General features: G+C 64.2%; 18 protein-coding genes. 6 read left to right on the top strand and 12 right to left on the bottom strand.

The window, feature by feature from the left end; genetic code table 11:
• Positions 1-181: 181 nt before the first annotated feature.
• Complete coding sequence (locus tag ACGYLY_RS09930; protein WP_395281800.1) at positions 182-1,156, bottom strand: sugar phosphate nucleotidyltransferase; 975 nt, start codon at positions 1,154-1,156, stop codon at positions 182-184.
• 78 nt (positions 1,157-1,234) lie between these two features.
• A complete protein-coding gene (locus ACGYLY_RS09925) occupies positions 1,235-3,250 on the bottom strand; it encodes a bacterio-opsin activator domain-containing protein (RefSeq protein WP_395281802.1) in 2,016 nt (671 codons plus the stop codon).
• Positions 3,251-3,342: 92 nt separating this feature from the next.
• On the opposite strand from ACGYLY_RS09925, the gene ACGYLY_RS09920 reads away from it, so the two are divergent.
• The gene (locus ACGYLY_RS09920; protein WP_231185051.1) at positions 3,343-3,639 is read left to right on the top strand and encodes a transcriptional regulator; all 297 of its coding nucleotides are present in this window, start codon (positions 3,343-3,345) and stop codon (positions 3,637-3,639) included.
• Between the two features lie 32 nt (positions 3,640-3,671).
• Here the strand turns inward: ACGYLY_RS09920 and ACGYLY_RS09915 are convergent, their stop codons facing one another.
• From ACGYLY_RS09915 to ACGYLY_RS09895, 5 genes are read right to left on the bottom strand one after another with little or no spacing between them, the layout of a single operon-like run.
• Positions 3,672-4,079 (bottom strand): Rieske (2Fe-2S) protein, encoded by a 408-nt coding sequence (locus ACGYLY_RS09915; protein WP_395281804.1) that lies wholly within the window; start codon positions 4,077-4,079, stop codon positions 3,672-3,674.
• A gap of 48 nt (positions 4,080-4,127) precedes the next feature.
• The gene (locus ACGYLY_RS09910; protein WP_395281806.1) at positions 4,128-5,021 is read right to left on the bottom strand and encodes an aminotransferase class IV; all 894 of its coding nucleotides are present in this window, start codon (positions 5,019-5,021) and stop codon (positions 4,128-4,130) included.
• Positions 5,006-5,602, bottom strand: coding sequence for an anthranilate synthase component II (locus ACGYLY_RS09905; protein ID WP_395281807.1), 597 nt, complete (start codon positions 5,600-5,602; stop codon positions 5,006-5,008). The genes ACGYLY_RS09910 and ACGYLY_RS09905 overlap by 16 nt, the downstream gene beginning before the upstream one ends.
• Before the next feature lie 40 nt (positions 5,603-5,642).
• Positions 5,643-6,362: a hypothetical protein gene (locus tag ACGYLY_RS09900; protein WP_395281809.1), complete on the bottom strand. Its 720-nt coding sequence runs from the start codon at positions 6,360-6,362 to the stop codon at positions 5,643-5,645.
• A gap of 58 nt (positions 6,363-6,420) precedes the next feature.
• A complete protein-coding gene (locus ACGYLY_RS09895; protein ID WP_395284123.1) occupies positions 6,421-7,056 on the bottom strand; it encodes a DsbA family protein in 636 nt (211 codons plus the stop codon).
• Positions 7,057-7,166: 110 nt separating this feature from the next.
• Between ACGYLY_RS09895 and ACGYLY_RS09890 the strand changes: the two genes are divergently transcribed.
• Genes ACGYLY_RS09890 through ACGYLY_RS09880 form a run of 3 tightly spaced genes read left to right on the top strand, consistent with a single transcriptional unit; the run spans position 7,167 to position 9,230 of the window.
• Entirely contained in the window at positions 7,167-7,490 is a 324-nt protein-coding gene (locus tag ACGYLY_RS09890) for a hypothetical protein (RefSeq protein WP_395281810.1), read from the top strand.
• Positions 7,491-7,513: 23 nt separating this feature from the next.
• Positions 7,514-8,026: a winged helix-turn-helix transcriptional regulator gene (locus ACGYLY_RS09885; protein ID WP_395281811.1), complete on the top strand. Its 513-nt coding sequence runs from the start codon at positions 7,514-7,516 to the stop codon at positions 8,024-8,026.
• A gap of 34 nt (positions 8,027-8,060) precedes the next feature.
• On the top strand, positions 8,061-9,230 hold the full coding sequence (locus ACGYLY_RS09880; protein ID WP_395281812.1) for an NAD(P)/FAD-dependent oxidoreductase: 1,170 nt from the start codon (positions 8,061-8,063) through the stop codon (positions 9,228-9,230).
• Between the two features lie 15 nt (positions 9,231-9,245).
• Here the strand turns inward: ACGYLY_RS09880 and ACGYLY_RS09875 are convergent, their stop codons facing one another.
• The 4 genes from ACGYLY_RS09875 to ACGYLY_RS09860 form a co-directional block, all read right to left on the bottom strand.
• Positions 9,246-10,364 (bottom strand): hypothetical protein, encoded by a 1,119-nt coding sequence (locus ACGYLY_RS09875; RefSeq protein WP_395281813.1) that lies wholly within the window; start codon positions 10,362-10,364, stop codon positions 9,246-9,248.
• Between the two features lie 78 nt (positions 10,365-10,442).
• On the bottom strand, positions 10,443-11,561 hold the full coding sequence (locus ACGYLY_RS09870; protein WP_395281814.1) for a VIT1/CCC1 transporter family protein: 1,119 nt from the start codon (positions 11,559-11,561) through the stop codon (positions 10,443-10,445).
• Between the two features lie 37 nt (positions 11,562-11,598).
• Positions 11,599-12,168 carry a DoxX family protein gene (locus ACGYLY_RS09865; protein WP_395281815.1) on the bottom strand — a complete coding sequence of 190 codons (570 nt, stop codon included), beginning with the start codon at positions 12,166-12,168 and terminating at the stop codon, positions 11,599-11,601.
• A 110-nt stretch (positions 12,169-12,278) separates the two neighbouring features.
• Positions 12,279-13,097, bottom strand: a complete 819-nt coding sequence (locus tag ACGYLY_RS09860) for a HesA/MoeB/ThiF family protein (protein ID WP_395281816.1) — start codon at positions 13,095-13,097, stop codon at positions 12,279-12,281.
• A gap of 97 nt (positions 13,098-13,194) precedes the next feature.
• Here ACGYLY_RS09860 and ACGYLY_RS09855 point away from each other — a divergent pair, with 97 nt between their 5' ends.
• Positions 13,195-14,007, top strand: a complete 813-nt coding sequence (locus tag ACGYLY_RS09855; RefSeq protein ID WP_395281817.1) for a CPBP family intramembrane glutamic endopeptidase — start codon at positions 13,195-13,197, stop codon at positions 14,005-14,007.
• Positions 14,008-14,081: 74 nt separating this feature from the next.
• On the top strand, positions 14,082-15,098 hold the full coding sequence (locus ACGYLY_RS09850; protein WP_395281818.1) for an NADP-dependent oxidoreductase: 1,017 nt from the start codon (positions 14,082-14,084) through the stop codon (positions 15,096-15,098).
• Positions 15,099-15,376: 278 nt separating this feature from the next.
• Here the strand turns inward: ACGYLY_RS09850 and ACGYLY_RS09845 are convergent, their stop codons facing one another.
• Positions 15,377-16,006 carry a TMEM175 family protein gene (locus ACGYLY_RS09845; RefSeq protein WP_395281819.1) on the bottom strand — a complete coding sequence of 210 codons (630 nt, stop codon included), beginning with the start codon at positions 16,004-16,006 and terminating at the stop codon, positions 15,377-15,379.
• Positions 16,007-16,170: the final 164 nt, after the last annotated feature.

Here is a 16,170-nt window from a genome sequence, read left to right as displayed (position 1 = left end):
GGCTGTCGTTTGGCCTCTTGGCAGGTAGTGGTGCGGAGTCATGCTCTCGGCTCTACCGCGAACGAACATGGTGAGCGAGCAGCATTTTTTGGTCCAGATTTTTTGCGCGAGTGGTACGCGAGAGCCGGAGGCTCTCGCGTTATCCGAGCGTAAAAAAGGTGGGAACGAAAGGTGGGTGGGTCTACTCGTCCGAATCGCTCGTTATCTGCGTGTGAGCGCCGATGAGTGCGCCAGCCAAATTCATGTTCTCGATGTGAGTTCCCTCGTCGATGATGGAATCACGCACGTCGCCGCCCCGAATCGTCGCCTCGGGGAAGATGATGGCGCTTTCGAGATTGGCGTCGGTGACTTCCGCGCCGTCCATCACGTGGACGTTCTCGCCGATCGTGGTGTTCTCCAGCGTGGCGCTATCGGCGATACGGGAGTCACCGCCGAGATACCACGCGACGGCTTCGAGGTAGCTCTCGGGGGTTCCGATGTCGAACCACGCCTCCTCGAAGACGTAAGCGTACACTGGTTTGCGGGACTGTAACCACTGGAGGAACCACCCCGGTTCGTCGGGATTGTTGCCGTCTTCGAGATACTGTTCCAGCAGCGGCAACGTCTCCTCTGTGAACGCATAGCAGGCGATGGAGACCAGCGTCGAGTTGGGGTCCTCCGGCTTTTCCTGAAACTCGACGACTCGGTCGCCGTCGAGTTCGACGAGACCGTAGGCTTTTGCGAGTTCCTTGCTTCCCACGTCGTACGCGGCGAGACAGGACGAACCTTTCTCCTCGAAGAAGTCGACGAAATCGTCCACGTCGAAGCTGATGAGGTTGTCGCCGGCGATGACGACGAGGTCGTCGTCGACCTCCTCGCGCTCGACGAGTTGCGCGAGCGCGCCGACCACGCCGAACTTCTCGTCCTCCTCGGAGGTGTCTTCGACGCTCAGTTGTGGTTTTTCGAACTCGCTTTCCGCGAGGTGGTCACGGAAATCGTCCGCGAATCGTTCGTTCGTGCTCACATAGACGGTGTCGACGCGCTCGTCGGCTTCCAAGTCGGCGAAAATACGGTCGATGACCGTGGTTTCACCGATGGGGAGAAACATCTTCGGGCGCTGTTTCGTAATCGGCCACAGGCGCGTCGCGTATCCGCCCGCGAGGACGACGGCTTTCATAGCCACATCGTCACCGCGCCCCCCTAAGTCCTTTTTCATTGCGTGACCGTTCTGCGGGAAATACTGTCGGGTAATCGGTCAGGTGTCGTCGGTACTCGTCTCGTCGAACAACGCGGCGAGCAGTCCGTGCTGTGCCTTTCGAAGGTGGTAGTGGAGGGTCGCCGAGGCGATGTCGAGCGCGCCGGCAACGTCCTCGGCGGTGCTTCCGCGCGGCCAGTCGTAGTAGCCCGCGAAGTAGGCGGTTCGAAGCGCCGTCTCCTGTCGGTCGGTGAGACGGTCGGTCAACGACTGGCGGAACTCCTGTGCGGTTTGAATCGGGCGGTCGATGGTGCGTTTCCCGACCAGTTCCGCGGACGGGTACGTCGACTGAAACGTATCGACGACGGTCCGAACGTCGGTCTCGCGCGGGATTTCGGCGACGATGGACACCTCCCCTCGATTCGCCGTCGCGGACTGGACGGCCGCACCGGCTTCGACCAGCCGCTTGGGCGTCGATTCGGTCATGCGGATTTCGATGACGGCACCGGTCTCTTCCGTATCGATGAATCGGCACTCCGCCACGTCATCCGACTCGGACAGCATCGTTTCGAGACGGTCGGTGGGAGCGTCCTCTACGCGGATGTAGTGGAGAAGTTGGCCCTCCGCGGCCGGAACCAATCCGAGGAGGTGACACGTGCAGTCGAGTTCGCGGGATGCGGCCATAACCGCGTCCCGTGACCCGCTCACGTGGAACTCCAGTTCGACGGTGCTGTCGGACAACAGTATCTTCTTGTTCCGCGCGGCGTTGATGGCGAACCCGATGGTGTCCCCGAGGGTTTCGAGGGCGGCCTGTGCCCGTTCGCCGAGGACGCCCGAGCGGGTCGAAACGAGCGACAGCGACCCGTACATCGTGTTGCCGTACGAGAGCGGGATGGAGATGCCCGACTCGATGTCGCGGGCGATCGCTTCGGCTCTGATCGGTTCGGGGAGCATCGGCGTATTTCGAACGTCCTGGATTACCTGTAGCTCGTCGGTTCGCATCGCCCTGCTCGCGGGGTCGTCGCCGACATCCTCGCCGAACTCGACGAGGGTATCGAGATAGCCGTCGATACCGCCGGCACGGGTTCGCGGCGTCACGCCCCCGCGACTGACCTCGCTCTCGTCGGTCCACGCGAGTTCGTACAGCCCGGATTCGACCAACCGCTCGCATACCAACTGTTCGATGTCGTCGCGGGTCGCGGCGTGAACGAGTTCGTGGATGACCTCCTGGATCACCCAGTGAATCCGGTTCAAAGTCTCCAGTTCCTCGTGCTGGTGGGTCAGCGTCCGTTCTCGCTCTCGTCGGTCGGTGATGTCGCGGGCGACCCATACGACGACGTCCTTTCCGTCTATCTCCTGGCCGAGCGGCGTCGAACGCGCTTCGTACCATCGCCGCCCGCTCTCGACGGTCATCGGATACTCCATCGTTTCGACGCGACCGCTCTCCAAGGTCCGGTGGATATGCGCTAAAAACGTGTCCGCGGTGTCCGCCGGAAACACGTCGTGAATCCGCCGCCCGACGAGGTCGGGCGGTGCGGTAATGGCGAGGTTTTCGGAGTTAGGGCCGACGAGGAGTTCCCGATAACGACCGTCCTCGTCGAAGAGGAACGCGACGTCCGGGAACGCGCTCATCAGCGTATCGATTCGGCTCTCGCCGCGCCCGCGGAGGTGGGTTCGAATAGCCCTCACGATTCGCTCTCGGAGGTCGGCGGCGTCCTCGATGGCCGTTTCGGGGACGTAATCGCTCACGCCGCGGTCGATGGCGTCGCTGGCGATTCGCTCGTTCCCTTCCCCCGTGAACACGACGAACGGGAGGTTCGGATGCTCCTCGCGTACGGAATCGAGGAGATCTAACCCCGTCGAATTCGGCAGGTCGTAGTTGCTGACGATGCAGTCTATCGCTTCGTTGGAGAGACGGGAGAGGCATTCGCTCATGGACGGTTCGACGTGCACCGTCAGGTCCTCGTAACCGTCGAGGACCCGCGCGATATCCGTCTCGTGTTCGACGAAGAGAACCGTGTGATCTCTCGTCATCTCCGTCCCAGCCGATTCGCCGGTGGTCGATCGCTCCCCCATCGCAAATTACCTCATGAACCCCGACCGGAAAACAGTTTATGTTGTCCGAAATTTCGCGCTACAAATTTGAACCCTGACAACGAACGAGGAGTATGCGCGACGACGAGACGACGCGCGAGCGGATTGCGACGTTCCTCCGAAGCGAACCGGCGTCCCCGAGCACCCTCGCGACGGAGTTCGAAATCACGGCCGGTGCGGCGGTGCGACACGTCCGACACGTTGCCCGTTCGGTCGAATCGAACGGCGAGCAGTTGTTAGTCGCTCCGCCCGAGTGTCGGGACTGTGGCTTCCATCGGTTCGACAACCCGGCGAACAGACCGTCACGATGTCCGGAGTGCAAGAGCGAAGCGGTGGACGAACCGACGTTCGTGATTCGTGAGGCGGAATAGAGACGGGTAAGAATCGATTTCCCCGCCGTCCGTCAGAACCCGAGCGAGCGGTTCGAGGAGAGATCGTACTCGATGGACGACCCCTGCTGGACGAACTCATATTCCGGGTCGGCGAGGAACACCGCGCCGTCCTCGACGGTCACGACCACTTCGTCGAGAACCGCGTCCTCACACGGGCCGTAGGTACAGACGCCGGAATCGGCCTCGAACAGCGCGCCGTGCTTGCCGCAGACGAGTTCGCCGTCGCGCATGCTCGCACCGTCGCCCTTGTCGAGGCGCACGTCGGTCCAGTGCTGGCAGTAGTTCTTCCACGCCTGTACATCGCCGTCGTTCTCGACCAGCACGGCCTCCTCTTCGTCGAAGCCGTTCCGAATCGTGAACAGGAACGTCGTGTCGTCGGGGATCTCCTCGACGGCGGCGATTCGTCGGTTCTCGTCCATCGCGTTCACGTAGCCAGCGGAGGCGTTTGAGCCTTTTCAAACCGGGCGTCAGTCTCGATTTCCGGCGTAGTGGCGCGTCTCCACCAGCGAGTCGAACGCGTCGGCGAGTTGTGCGGTCACGTCCCCGCCACCGAGTTCGGCGGTTTCGTCCCCCTCGCCGATTTCGGTCGCGCCGATTCGGGCGAGCGGGCGCACCTCCCACGTCGTGTTCGTCAGGAACGCCTCGTCGGCGCACAGCACATCGTCCGGTTCGTACCGTCCCGTTTCGGTCGGAATCCCTTCCGCCTCGGCGAGCGAGAGGACGACGTCGCGCGTGATTCCGGGGAGGACGGGTCCCGAGAGCGAGGGCGTGTGAAGCGTGCCGTCGCGGACGAAAAACAGGTTGCTCGTTGCGCCCTCGGTGACGGCCCCCGACGAATCGAGCATGATTGCCTCGTCGGCGTCGGTTTCGAGGCGGGCGAGGATGCCGTTCAGGTAGTTGTGCGTCTTCGCGCGTGCCGGAAGCGCGGCGTCGGGGACGCGCCGCGTCTCCACCACGTCGACGGTTGCGGGGCCGTTCCAGACGGATTCGCCAGCGATTCCGCCGCGCGGCAGTTCGGAGACGATGACGACGACGGTGGGATTCGTCGTCGGACCGGGCGTGAGCTTTCCGGGTTGGACGCCGCGCGAAATCGAGAGTTTGACGTACGCCTCTCGGAGGTCGTTCGCGTCGAGCGTCCGGCGGACACGCCGACGGAGCTCGTCGTCGACGATGCCGTGATCGAGCGAAAGCGCGTCGCAGGTGGCACGCAGGCGGTCCGCGTGGGCGTCCCACTCGAAGGGCGTCCCGCCGTAGGCGCGGATCGTTTCGAACGCCGCGTCGCCGTACATGAACCCCCGGTCACGGACGCTCACGGTCGCCTCGGATTCGGGTACAATGTCGCCGTTCACGTGGTAGTGCACGGTCCCTCCCTCCCGTAGCACAGGTCGCAGAAGTTTCGAACGAGGTGCTTCCCCTCGTCGGTCAGGATGCTCTCGGGGTGGAACTGCACGCCGACGTGCGGTACGGTCGCGTGGCGAACCCCCATCAGCGTCCGGCGGTCGTCCGCGGTTCGGGCCGTCTCGGCCAGTACGTCCGGGAGGTCCGTACGTTCGACCGCTAACGAGTGATAGCGGCCGACCTCGAACTCGTCGGGGAGTCCGGCGAACACGCCTTCCCCGTCGTGTGTCACCGTCGACGGTTTCCCGTGGATGACCTCCGGAGCGTGGACGACCGGCGCGCCGTGGGCCGCACAGAGCGCCTGATGACCGAGACAGACGCCGAGGGCGGGATACGTCGTCTCCGCGAACACGTCCATCGAGACGCCCACTTCGGCGGGCGTCCCCGGTCCCGGCGAGACGACGATGCCGTCTGGGTCGAGGTCGCGGATCCCCGCCACGTCGACGGCGTCGTTCCGCCGCACGGCCACTTCGTCGGCGAACTCGCCGAGGTACTGGACGAGGTTGTAGGCGAACGAGTCGTAGTTGTCGATGACGAGGATCATTGGTACGCGTTCACTATGCCGTCGTTTGGGCGCACCGTCGCTAAAAACTGTTCGATTCCCCAAACGGCCGAGCGTCGGCGAGGTCGAACAGATGGACGATGTCCTCCCGCCCGTAGTGGTCCAGCAGTTCGTGCAACGACCGGAACGTCAGCGTCTCGGTCGCACCGGCGGCCGCGAGCGCGATGTACCGTTCGCCGAACACCGGAACGTCCTTGTTGATGACCTTCCCGAAGCCCCGAAACTTCTCGGGACGGAGCGCGTCGAGGTCGATGCCGTGGTCGTACTCCTTCCAGTCGGTGTCCTCGGGCCGTATCCCGACGTTTCGGCAGGCCGCTTCGAGTCGCGTGTAGTCGCCGAACGCGTCCCACGCCGACCGCCGTAAATCGACGTGCATGAGGTCAATTTCGAGTCTGGTTCGGAGTCGGTCGACGAGACCGTCCCGCACTGAACCGTCCGCGACCGCCCTCGTTCGGCCGATGAATTGGGGAACGTCGAACGTCTCGCCGCCGTAGGTGACGTACTCGTCCCCGCGTCGCTCTGCAAGCCAATCGAGCGTCCGTGCCACTAAGTCGAGTTCGTCGGTCGGGGTGTCGTCCCGCCGGAACAACATTTCGGTCTCCCTGTCTCCGTCCGGCGATTCGTAGCCGAGCGCGACCGCGAGGAGTTCGAAATACGCCGGGTCGTCGAAATCCGGCGGCGTCTCGTAGTGTTCGAGCGTCGGACTCACCGTCTCGATGTCGAGTGCGAACCGTCCTGCCATCTATCTTTCACGGCGTCGACGGTCGGTGGTAAAACCACTGTATTCGGTTTCGAACGCGTTACTGTCCGCCTTCCACGAGTCGTTCGAGTTGTTCCGGCGGGACCGCACCGCGGGCGGCGTAGCCGTCGTACGTGAACGTCGGAACGCCGGTCACGCCGTGCCGTTGTGCCTCGGCGAACCGCTCCCCTAATTCCTCGTGCAGGGCGTCGTCCTCGACTGCGGCCCGTATCTCCTCGGAGCCGAGTCCGTTCTCCGCCGCGAGTTCGGCGAGAACGTCGTCGTCCCCGATGTCCCGCCCGTCCCGCCACAGCGCCTCGAAAATCGCTTCGTCGAAGTCGAGCCATCGGTCGGGGTGCTCGGATTTGACGTAGTAGGAGGCGACTTGCGCGGGGAGCGAATCCACGTCGGTCGCTATCTCTTGGGCCATCTCGACGCCGTACTTTTCCCGTAGCCGTCGGACGTTCTCCCGCGCCTGTTCGTAGTAGGAGTCGTCCTTCCCGTCGTCCGCGCTCCGGTCGATTGACCCGTCCGCGTTGCGCTTCCCGCTCCGAAGGTCGAACGGGTGCCAGTCGAGGGCGAGCGGTTCCTCGCGTGTCTCCCGATATTGCTTCAGTGACTGCCGCCCGAGGTAGCAAAACGGGCAAACGTAATCGGAGTACACGACGAGTCGGTCGGTCGCTTCGGGATGGCTCATGTCCGTTGCTTGTGTGCTGAGACGGTAAAACCGGATGTCCCCGGAAGCCGTTGCCCCTTGTCCGTCCGAACCGAACGCCTCAGGTACGTCCGGCACTAACGCCACGTCAGATGGCTCCCGCGCTGTACCCGCTCCACGCCGTCGCTTCCGAGGGGAGTTTGGCGCTCCACGTCGTGTTGGCAGTAGCGGCGCTCGGGTCCGCGGCGGTGTTTCTGCTGGCGCTCGCGGCGTTTCGACAGCGGCGGACGCTTCCCTATCTGCTGGTCGCGCTCGCGTTCGCGGCGCTCGCCGGCCGCGAGTTCGTCGGCGGGATGACGGCGGCGAACTACCTCTCCGCGAACACGCACCACCTGTACGAACACGGCCTCGACATCGTGGTAATCGCCCTCCTCGTGGGTGCGGTGTACTACGCACGAAGCGTCGAAACGCGATAACCAACCATGACGACCGAACGACGATGACGGAAACACGAACACGAATCGCGCGATGTGTGGACTCCCGTCCGGGGATTCACTTCAACGACCTCGTCCGGGAGTCGGACATCGCTCCGGGACAGATACAGTATCACATGCGAGAGTTGCTGGCCGAAGGGCGACTCGTCAGCGAGCAACTCTACGGGAAGACCCACTACTACGCTCCCGAGTACGACGAGTGGGAGCGGGCGGCACTCGCCTTGCTCCGCCGGGAAACCGCCCGCGACGTGCTCGTCACGCTGTTGGAACGCGACACCGCGCGTCCCGCGACGCTGGCCGACGACCTCGGCATCGCCCGGAGCACGCTCGAATGGCACGTCTCGCACCTCGAAGAGCAGGACCTCGTGGAGAAGCGCCACGACGTTCGAAACCGGGTGACGCTCGCGCCGACCCGACCCGAGGAGACGGCCCATCTGCTGGCGGCCGTGACGCCGTCGTTCCCCGAACGGATGGTGGACCGCTTCACCAGACTCGTGGACAGTTTGTTGGCTGAGTAGGTTTTTTTGCGTCCCGAACCGTACCGAGGACGACATGCGAAGTCGGAGACGAATTGCTGTCATTGGCGGTGCGGTCGGCGGTCTCGCGGCCGCCACCGCTTTTCACCGACTCGGCGACGACGTGACGCTCTACGAGCGGCAGCGATACGACGAGAAACGGGTTAACTGCGGCGAGGCGATGACGTCGGCCTCGGAAATCCCACTGAAGAAGACCGCGGAGAACGGCTTTCTGAACCGCGTGCCGTCGTTCCACGTCGCAGTTCGTGGCGACGAGAACGTCATCGGAAGCGGAACGTTTCCGGCGGCGGACGCCTACATCACCGACCGAAACGTGGTCGAACGGCGGTGGGCGGCGTGGCTCGCCGACCGGGACGTCGACATCCGCGAGGAACACGGCGTGAGCAAGGCGGAATTTCGCCGCCTCGCGGGCGAGTACGACCTGTTGGTGGACGCCACGGGCCAACCATCGCTCACGAGCAAGGTCCGCGGGACGACGGACGAATACTCCGGGCGGATGGTCGCGCTCAACGCGGACGTGACGGGAGACTTTTCCGCACTCTACCCGCACTCGCGCATCGTTTTCGAGGGCTACCTCGGCTACGAGTGGCTGTTCCCGAAGAGCGAAACGCGAGCCAACGTCGGCGTCGGATGGCACGAGGGCGACGTCCCCGACGACTACTTCGCCGCCTTCAACGCCGCGTGCGAGCGGAACGACTGGCCGAAACCGGAGCGAAGCGAGACGAACGTCGCCATCATTCCGCGCGGGCCGAGTTTGGACCCGGAACGGGTCTACCGCCCGGAGAACAACGCTGTCCGCGTGGGCGACGCCGCTGGCATCGCGAACCGGTTCACGGGAAAGGGAATCTCGCAGGCGATTCACTCCGCGTCCCTGCTCGGAAACTGCGCCGCGGCGGGGGAACTGAACGCCTACCCCGATAGGCTCCATCGCGGTATGCGGGCCGAATACCTCCTCGCATCGCTCGTCACGACCGTTTTGGACGAGGGCCGAACAGACCTGCTGGCGGACCTGCTCGACGCCGCGTCCGGCATCGACATCGAGGACATCGACCGACATCCCACCCGAGCGCTGCGCCGTCTGCTCACCTGTCCGTCGCTCGCCGCCCGCTTGCTGTCCATTCCGTCCGTGCGAACGTCCGTGTGGCGGGCGCTCCGCGACGACTGGGAGTACGACCGTAGAAAGTGAGTCACCGAGTTCCGCTCACTCGTTCCTGATGCCGAACAGCGCGAGGTTGCCGACCAGCAGGCCGACGCTGACGACGAAAAAGAGCGCGCCGACCGGCGACGCGAGGTCCACGAACAGCCAGTAGAGCGGTGCCGCGGCCGACGGTCCCACCGACACGACGGCGAGTTCGGAGATGACCGGACCACAGCAACAGCAGGCGTTCGGGGCCGCGACGGCCGCCGTTCCCGAGGCCGCGCCGGTGGACCCGGTCCTCGCATCGCCGAGCCACTGGTTGGCGATTATTCCGCCGTTCAAGCCGACGAGGACGCCGACGAGTCCGATCTGAATCAGCAGTCCGGTCGAGAACACCCCGGAGATCGGAACCGACGGGAAGCCGAACTCCACGGCGGTCCAGTAGACGAGCGGGTTTGCGACCTGCGCCGTCGTCACGAACGACCCCTTCGGGATGCCGATTCCGTGTTCGGGGACGAACGTCACCATGCCCATCGAGAAGGCGAAGAACAGCGACGCGAGGACGCCCGTTCCGACGCCGAACCACCGGGCCTTGCCATTGCTGAAAACCCGCGATAACGGTTCGCGCGCGTCCCGCCAGAGGATGTAGCCGACGCCGACCGGGAGTCCGAGGACGAGGGCGTACCCCACCGGATTCGTCGCCGCGCCGACGGACGACATCACCGTCGGGTAGGCGACCCACGTGCCGAGGGCCATCCCGAGTCCGGCGTAGCGCGGGCGCTCGGGGAATCGCAGACGGCCTGCGACGAGGCTTCCGACGGCTATCATCGTCCCGAGCGCCAGCGTCAGCGGTTGGTACCACTGTCTCGCGATCGGTTCCTGCGACGCCCGAAGCGTCTGCACCGGCGAAAGCTGTACCAGACCGACCGCACCCGCGGCGGCGACGAACAGGCCGAGGTAGACGCCGTAGAGGGTTCTGCTTCGGCGGTGCTCCCACACGGTGCGCCCGAGGAGGACGCTCCCGCCGACGATGGCGATACCGACGGCCATAACGACCAGCGCGAGCCATTGCGGATACGGCTGCGGATGACTCCCGCCGTGCGCGGAAACCACCGGGAGCGCCCCGAGCGCCGCCACCGCGACGAGCGCTCGACCGCTCCACCGCCCCACGTTCGAGTCCATATGTGCCCATCTCTGTTGCATCGGCATGTACTCACGGATTTCCGTCGAAGGTCGACCTGCCGCATCGTCCCTCGAAACTCAGCCCGCAATCGTCACGCCGATGAGTCGCCCCACGCCGAACGTCAAGGCCGCCGCCGCGAGTCCGATGAGGACCTGACGACCGCCGGAGTACAAGACGCTCCGTCCGGTGAGGAGCGTGATACCCGCGCCGATGGCGAACAGCGCGAGCGCGCTCGCGAGCAGGCTCACCCCGACCGCGGTGAGGCCCGAAAAGACGGCGAACGGGGCAACCGGAACGATCGCGCCCAGCGCGAACAGGACGAACGACGACCCCGCCGCCTCCCACGCCGACCCGCCGAGACCTTCCGGATCGATGCCCAGTTCCTCCCGCGCCAGCGTGTCGAGCGCGGTCTCCCGGTCCGAGACGATTTGGGCGGCGAGTTCGTCCGCCTGTTCCCGCGACAGACCCTTCGCCCGGTAGATGAGCGCCAGTTCGGTTTCCTCCTCCTCGGGCACTTCCGCGAGTTCCTCGGCTTCGACGCCGATTTGGCGCTGGTACAGTTCCCGCGAACTCGTGACCGAGAGCCACTCGCCCATCGCCATGGAGCCAGCACCCGCCAGCAGTCCGGCGAGTCCCGTGATGAGAATCGAGGTCGGGGCCAGCGCCGCGCCCGCGACGCCCATCACCAGACTCAGGTTCGAGACGAGACCGTCGTTCGCGCCGAGGACGGCGGCCCGGAGCGCGTTCCCGCTGGTCGCGCGGTGTCTGCCTTCCAGTCGCGCCAGCGTCCCGCCCTCCACGCCGCTCGACGTGTCCAAATTCGCGAGGAGACGTGCGTGTGAGCGCTCGTCGTCCACGAGCGAGGAGTCCGCATCGGGCTGGCGGTGATACTCCACGCTCCCGTCGATTTCGCTTCCGCGAACCGCGGGAAAGACGAAGTTCGCGCCGAACCGCCGCGCGAGCCACGCGAGGGTTCGCACACGACGGCTCGGGGCGGGCAACCCGACCGGTTCGTCCGCGTCGTCCAGCTTCGCCGCCCAAAAATCCGCGTGTTCTCCCTCCGTCTCGGCCAGATTTCGGTACAACTCCGCGAGTTCCGGGTTCGATTCCGACTCGGCCATCGCGCGATAGAGCGCCGCGCCGTCCACCTCGTCCTGCCAGTTATTTCGCCAGCGTTCCACGTCCCCCGATTTCATGGTACTACTGTCGCCGTCCACCGCGAAAAAAGCGTGCTCAGCCGAGGATGTACTGCAGGGCGGGGTAGCGCTCGACCAGTGCCTCGCCGCCGACCTCGTAGCGCGCGATGAGTGTGTCCAAGCCGAGGATGTACCCCGCGCCGAACGCCGCGACAGCGAGGAAGACGAGCATGTACGCGAAGTCGCCGTTGATGACGCCGTGTTCGACCGTCCAGTTGCCGAAGTAGAACATGGCCATCATGAACGCGCCGAAGAACGCCGCGAGGCGAACGAAGGCGCCGACGAGGAGCGCGAGGCCGATGAACAGTTCACCCCACGGGACGGCGACGTTCACGACGTCCACGAACCAGGGAGTGGTGCCCATCCAGTGAAACACGCCGACCATCGGGCTCGCCGCGGGAACCGCGTTCGTCAGGTAGCCCGCCGCGTCGAACGGTTCGGCCGCCGCGATCTTCGCCCACCCGGCGGCGAGGAACGCGTAGCCCATCATGAGACGGAGCGCCAACACGAACCACGCGCTCAGGCTGTGTGCCTGTCCGCGAACGGTTAGGCCGCCGATTTTGCTTTCGAACGTGTTTGCTCCAGTGTTGAGTTGCTTAGTTGCCATTGCATTCACCTACGATTGTAGAGACGTCGGGATATGAGATAAACCTATATTGCGGTTCTCATGGCATAAGAACCGTGTTTGTCGGTGTTTAGCACTGTCGAAAAATACGGTCAGTCGGCCCGCACTGCACACGACGATTCGGTGTACTCCACGTCCTCGATGGAGTCGATGGGGTCCGAACCGCAGACGGGACATTCGGGGTTGTTGCGATACTGAACTTCCTCGAAGCTCATGTCCATCGCGTCGTAGAACAGCATTCGGCCCTCCAGCACCTCGCCGATTCCCGTGAGCGATTTGACCGTTTCCGTGGCCTGAATACAGCCGACGGTTCCGGGGAGGACGCCGAGGACGCCCGTCGTCGCACAGTCGGCGACCATTCCCTCCGGCGGCGCTTCGGGGAACAGACAGCGGTAACACGGCCCGTCGGCCGTGAACGTCGTGACCTGTCCCTCGAACTTGTAAATCGCGCCGTGGGAGAACGGCGTGTCGGTGAGGGTACACACGTCGTTGACGAGGTACCGGGTTCGGAAGTTGTCGCTCGCGTCCACGACGAAATCGTAGTCCGCGATGAGCGACTCCGCGTTGTCGGGTTCGACACGGACCTCGTAGGTCTCGACGGCGATGTCGGGGTTGAGGTCCCGAACGAAGCCGGCGGCGCTCTCGACTTTCGGACGCGAAACGTCGCCGTCACTGTGAATCACCTGTCGCTGGAGGTTGCTCCGCTCCACGGCGTCGTCGTCGGCGATTCCGATGGTGCCGACGCCCGCCGCCGCGAGGTATTCGATGGCCGGTGCGCCGAGGCCGCCGGCACCGATCACGAGGACGCGGGCGTCGAGGAGCGCCTGTTGGCCCTCCGCGCCCACCTCGTCCATGATGATGTGCCGGGAGTAGCGGTCGAGTTGCGTCGCGTCGAGCGAAAGGCCGCCCATGGTTTCCAGTGGGCACATCCGGCTATAAATCCGTGGTTCCACCGGAACCCGAACCGTCACTCGAACCTTTTTGGTCCTCGGGTACGGTCCGGGTCATATGAGTCACCGCGGTTCGACGAGGGACCGACTACGACCGCGCTCGTTCGTCGAAGGGGCCGCCCTGATGTTCGCGCTCGGGATTCCCGGCGTCCTGTTCGTCGGCGCGTCGTCGCTCGACGACCTGCACAGCCTTCCGCAGGTCGCCGACGTGCCGACCCATCTCCTCTTTCTGCTCGCCGTCGCGCAACCGCTCGTCCTCCTCGCACTCGCCTGTCTCGTCGGTACCGCCCTCATTCCCTGCGTGCGACTCCATTCGCACGTCCTCTACCGGGTCGTCGGAACGACGCAACCGCCGGTGCTGTTCGCCGAGGAGCTACCCGCATCGGTCGGTGTCGGCGTCGTTCTCGCTCTCGCCGTCCTCGTCCTCGACGGCGCGTTCGCGGCGTTCGTTCCCGGACTGTCGTCACTCCTCGCGGTCGCTGCGAACGACGCAACCGTCTACTCGGTAGCGGTGGGACTCCTGACCAAATTCCTCTACGGCGGTATCACCGAGGAGTTGCTCGTCCGGTACGGCTTCATGACGTTCGTCGCGTGGGTCCTCTGGAAGCTCACCGGCGGGGACCGTCCCTCCTCCGGCGTCATGTGGGCCGCAATCGCCGTCTCCGCGGTGGCGTTCGGTGCCGGTCATCTTCCCGTGCTCGCGGCCACCGCCGCGGTAACGCCCGCGCTGGTCGTTCAGGTCGTTTTTCTCAACGCGCTCGTTGGCGTCGGTTTGGGATGGCTCTACTGGCAAAACAGCATCGAATCGGCGATGGCCGGTCACGTCACCTTCCACCTCGTCGTCGTCGCGTCGCTTGCTGTCCTCCCCTAGTCGTCGTCCTCCCGTAAGCGGCAAAGGCGGCTTCCGCCACAGGCCCCTTATCCGTGAACCAACTATCGCTCAGTATGGCGACGAATCGAAAATTCCTGCTGTCGAAGCGCCCGAGCGGAACGCCCGACCGAGACACCTTCGAACTGGTCGAAGGGGACGTCCCGGAACCGGGGCCGGGCGAGGCGCTCGTCCGCACGTTGTACCTCTCCGTGGACCCGTACATGCGCGGTCGGATGGACGCCCGGGAGTCCTACGCCGATCCGTGGGCGGTCGGCGACCCACTCGAAGGCGGCGTCGTCGGCGAAGTCGTCGAATCCAACGGCACTGAATTCGAGGCGGGCGACATCGTGACCGGTAACCTCGAATGGGCCGACTACGTCACCGCCCTCGGACCGGAACTCCAAGAAGTTGACCCGGACCTCGCTCCCATCTCCACCTCGCTGGGCGTCCTCGGTATGCCGGGATTGACCGGCTTCTTCGGCACCCGCGAAGTCCTCCAACCCCGCGCGGACGATACGGTCGTCGTCACCGGCGCGGCCGGTGCCGTCGGCTCCGTCGTCGGCCAGATTTCGAAGCTCACGGGTGCCAAAGTCGTCGGTTTCGCCGGGTCCGACGAGAAGGTCTCATTCCTCGAAGACGAACTCGGGTTCGACATCGGAATCAACTACAAGGACGTGGACGACTACGGGCAGGCGCTCGACGACGCCGCGCCCGAGGGCGTGGACCGTTACTTCGACAACGTCGGCGGCGAGATCACGGACGCTGTCTTCTCCAAACTCAACGTCGACGCTCGCGTCGCCGTCTGCGGTCAAATCGCGCTCTACAACGCCGAGTCCGTACCGACCGGTCCGCGCAAACTCGGCAAACTCATCGAGACGCGTGCGACCGTGGAGGGTCTCCTCGTCGGCGACTTCGCCCCGCGCTTCGAACAGGGTGCGAAGCAACTCGGTAAGTGGATTTCCGAGGACAAGATCCGGTACCGCGAAACCGTCACCGAGGGATTGGAGAACGCACCGGACGCCTTCCTCGGCCTGTTCGAAGGCGAAAACATCGGCAAGCAGTTGGTGAAGGTCGGCGAGCGAGAGGAGTAGTCCGGTCCGTCCGTTTTTCGACGATAGCGGTCTCTACGACCCCACGTCCGGCTTCAGTGCGATATCCGATGAGATACGCCGACGGGTTCGGTTGTCTCGGAGAGACCGAGCACAGCGGTTGCACATCCGTGCGAGCGTGGTGAGTTATCAGAAGTCGGATGGTCGGGTGGTATGTACCGCCATTTGATATCGCATTTTGCAGTTTATACGTTTCCCGTCTCGATCCGAGTTTCCGACGTTTACCGTCCTGTACCGTCCAAAATATGCGATCTTGGAGATCATCCGATCAACCGCTCCCGGATCGGGTCGGCGACGAAGAGGAGCAACCACGAGTACATCGCCCACTGGGCACTGACGAGCGCTATTAGAATCGACACGGCGAAGACGGTGGCGGGGGTGAGAATGTCGTACGTGACTTCGCGCATGTTATCGCGGTCGACCGTCCCGTCGAGCAGGTCGCTTCCCCACGCGTACCGCCAGAGAACGGCGAGGGCGATGCTCGTCAGCGTGAGCGTTCCGGCGTAAATCATCACGGGAACGCCCCCCGGAAAGTCGCCGATGAGCGAGGTGGAAAACGGGATGAACGCGATGAACATGAGATAGATGATGTTCAGCCAGAGGAGTTTTCCGTCGTAGCGCTCGACGTCCCCGAAGATGTCGTGGTGGACGATCCAGTAGTTGCCGATGACGAGAAAGCTGATGACGTAGCTCAGGATGTCGGGCCACTCGTCGACGATTTGACTCACCGCCACCGCCGCCGCTCCCGTCGGCTTGGGAACTTCGATGTTGAGTATCAACAGCGTGATGGCGATGGCGAAGACGCCGTCGCTGAAGCCCATGAGCCGATTCATCCCTTCGGTTCGCTTTCGGTCCGCCAGGTTCCCCGCCTCCCCCTCCGATTCGCCCATTTTTCTCGTTAACTACTCGCTGCCAGATAGCATTTGTGTGGGTTCACGAACGAGTCCGTTTCTTTTCGAATCGGGCCGACCGTCTTTCGGTGCCGTTCGGTTCACATATTTATTGCTATTTAGGATAATTGAAATTTTATCAGAAAATCTAAGAACGAATGATG

It is taken from the genome of Haladaptatus sp. CMAA 1909, assembly GCF_043952005.1.
GTDB lineage: Archaea > Halobacteriota > Halobacteria > Halobacteriales > Haladaptataceae > Haladaptatus.
The sequence above is the reverse complement of the archived record's forward strand: the minus strand, read 5'-3'. Positions and strand labels throughout refer to the sequence as shown.

Bases quoted from the DNA above. Each gene is read 5' to 3' on its own strand.
- ACGYLY_RS09930 (WP_395281800.1), bottom strand. From the start codon at position 1,156: ATGAAAGCCGTCGTCCTCGCGGGCGGATACGCGACGCGCCTGTGGCCG.
- ACGYLY_RS09925 (WP_395281802.1), bottom strand. From the start codon at position 3,250: ATGGGGGAGCGATCGACCACCGGCGAATCGGCTGGGACGGAGATGACG.
- ACGYLY_RS09920 (WP_231185051.1), top strand. From the start codon at position 3,343: ATGCGCGACGACGAGACGACGCGCGAGCGGATTGCGACGTTCCTCCGA.
- ACGYLY_RS09915 (WP_395281804.1), bottom strand. From the start codon at position 4,079: ATGGACGAGAACCGACGAATCGCCGCCGTCGAGGAGATCCCCGACGAC.
- ACGYLY_RS09905 (WP_395281807.1), bottom strand. From the start codon at position 5,602: ATGATCCTCGTCATCGACAACTACGACTCGTTCGCCTACAACCTCGTC.
- ACGYLY_RS09900 (WP_395281809.1), bottom strand. From the start codon at position 6,362: ATGGCAGGACGGTTCGCACTCGACATCGAGACGGTGAGTCCGACGCTC.
- ACGYLY_RS09895 (WP_395284123.1), bottom strand. From the start codon at position 7,056: ATGAGCCATCCCGAAGCGACCGACCGACTCGTCGTGTACTCCGATTAC.
- ACGYLY_RS09890 (WP_395281810.1), top strand. From the start codon at position 7,167: ATGGCTCCCGCGCTGTACCCGCTCCACGCCGTCGCTTCCGAGGGGAGT.
- ACGYLY_RS09885 (WP_395281811.1), top strand. From the start codon at position 7,514: ATGACGGAAACACGAACACGAATCGCGCGATGTGTGGACTCCCGTCCG.
- ACGYLY_RS09880 (WP_395281812.1), top strand. From the start codon at position 8,061: ATGCGAAGTCGGAGACGAATTGCTGTCATTGGCGGTGCGGTCGGCGGT.
- ACGYLY_RS09875 (WP_395281813.1), bottom strand. From the start codon at position 10,364: ATGGACTCGAACGTGGGGCGGTGGAGCGGTCGAGCGCTCGTCGCGGTG.
- ACGYLY_RS09870 (WP_395281814.1), bottom strand. From the start codon at position 11,561: ATGAAATCGGGGGACGTGGAACGCTGGCGAAATAACTGGCAGGACGAG.
- ACGYLY_RS09865 (WP_395281815.1), bottom strand. From the start codon at position 12,168: ATGGCAACTAAGCAACTCAACACTGGAGCAAACACGTTCGAAAGCAAA.
- ACGYLY_RS09860 (WP_395281816.1), bottom strand. From the start codon at position 13,097: ATGGGCGGCCTTTCGCTCGACGCGACGCAACTCGACCGCTACTCCCGG.
- ACGYLY_RS09855 (WP_395281817.1), top strand. From the start codon at position 13,195: ATGAGTCACCGCGGTTCGACGAGGGACCGACTACGACCGCGCTCGTTC.
- ACGYLY_RS09850 (WP_395281818.1), top strand. From the start codon at position 14,082: ATGGCGACGAATCGAAAATTCCTGCTGTCGAAGCGCCCGAGCGGAACG.
- ACGYLY_RS09845 (WP_395281819.1), bottom strand. From the start codon at position 16,006: ATGGGCGAATCGGAGGGGGAGGCGGGGAACCTGGCGGACCGAAAGCGA.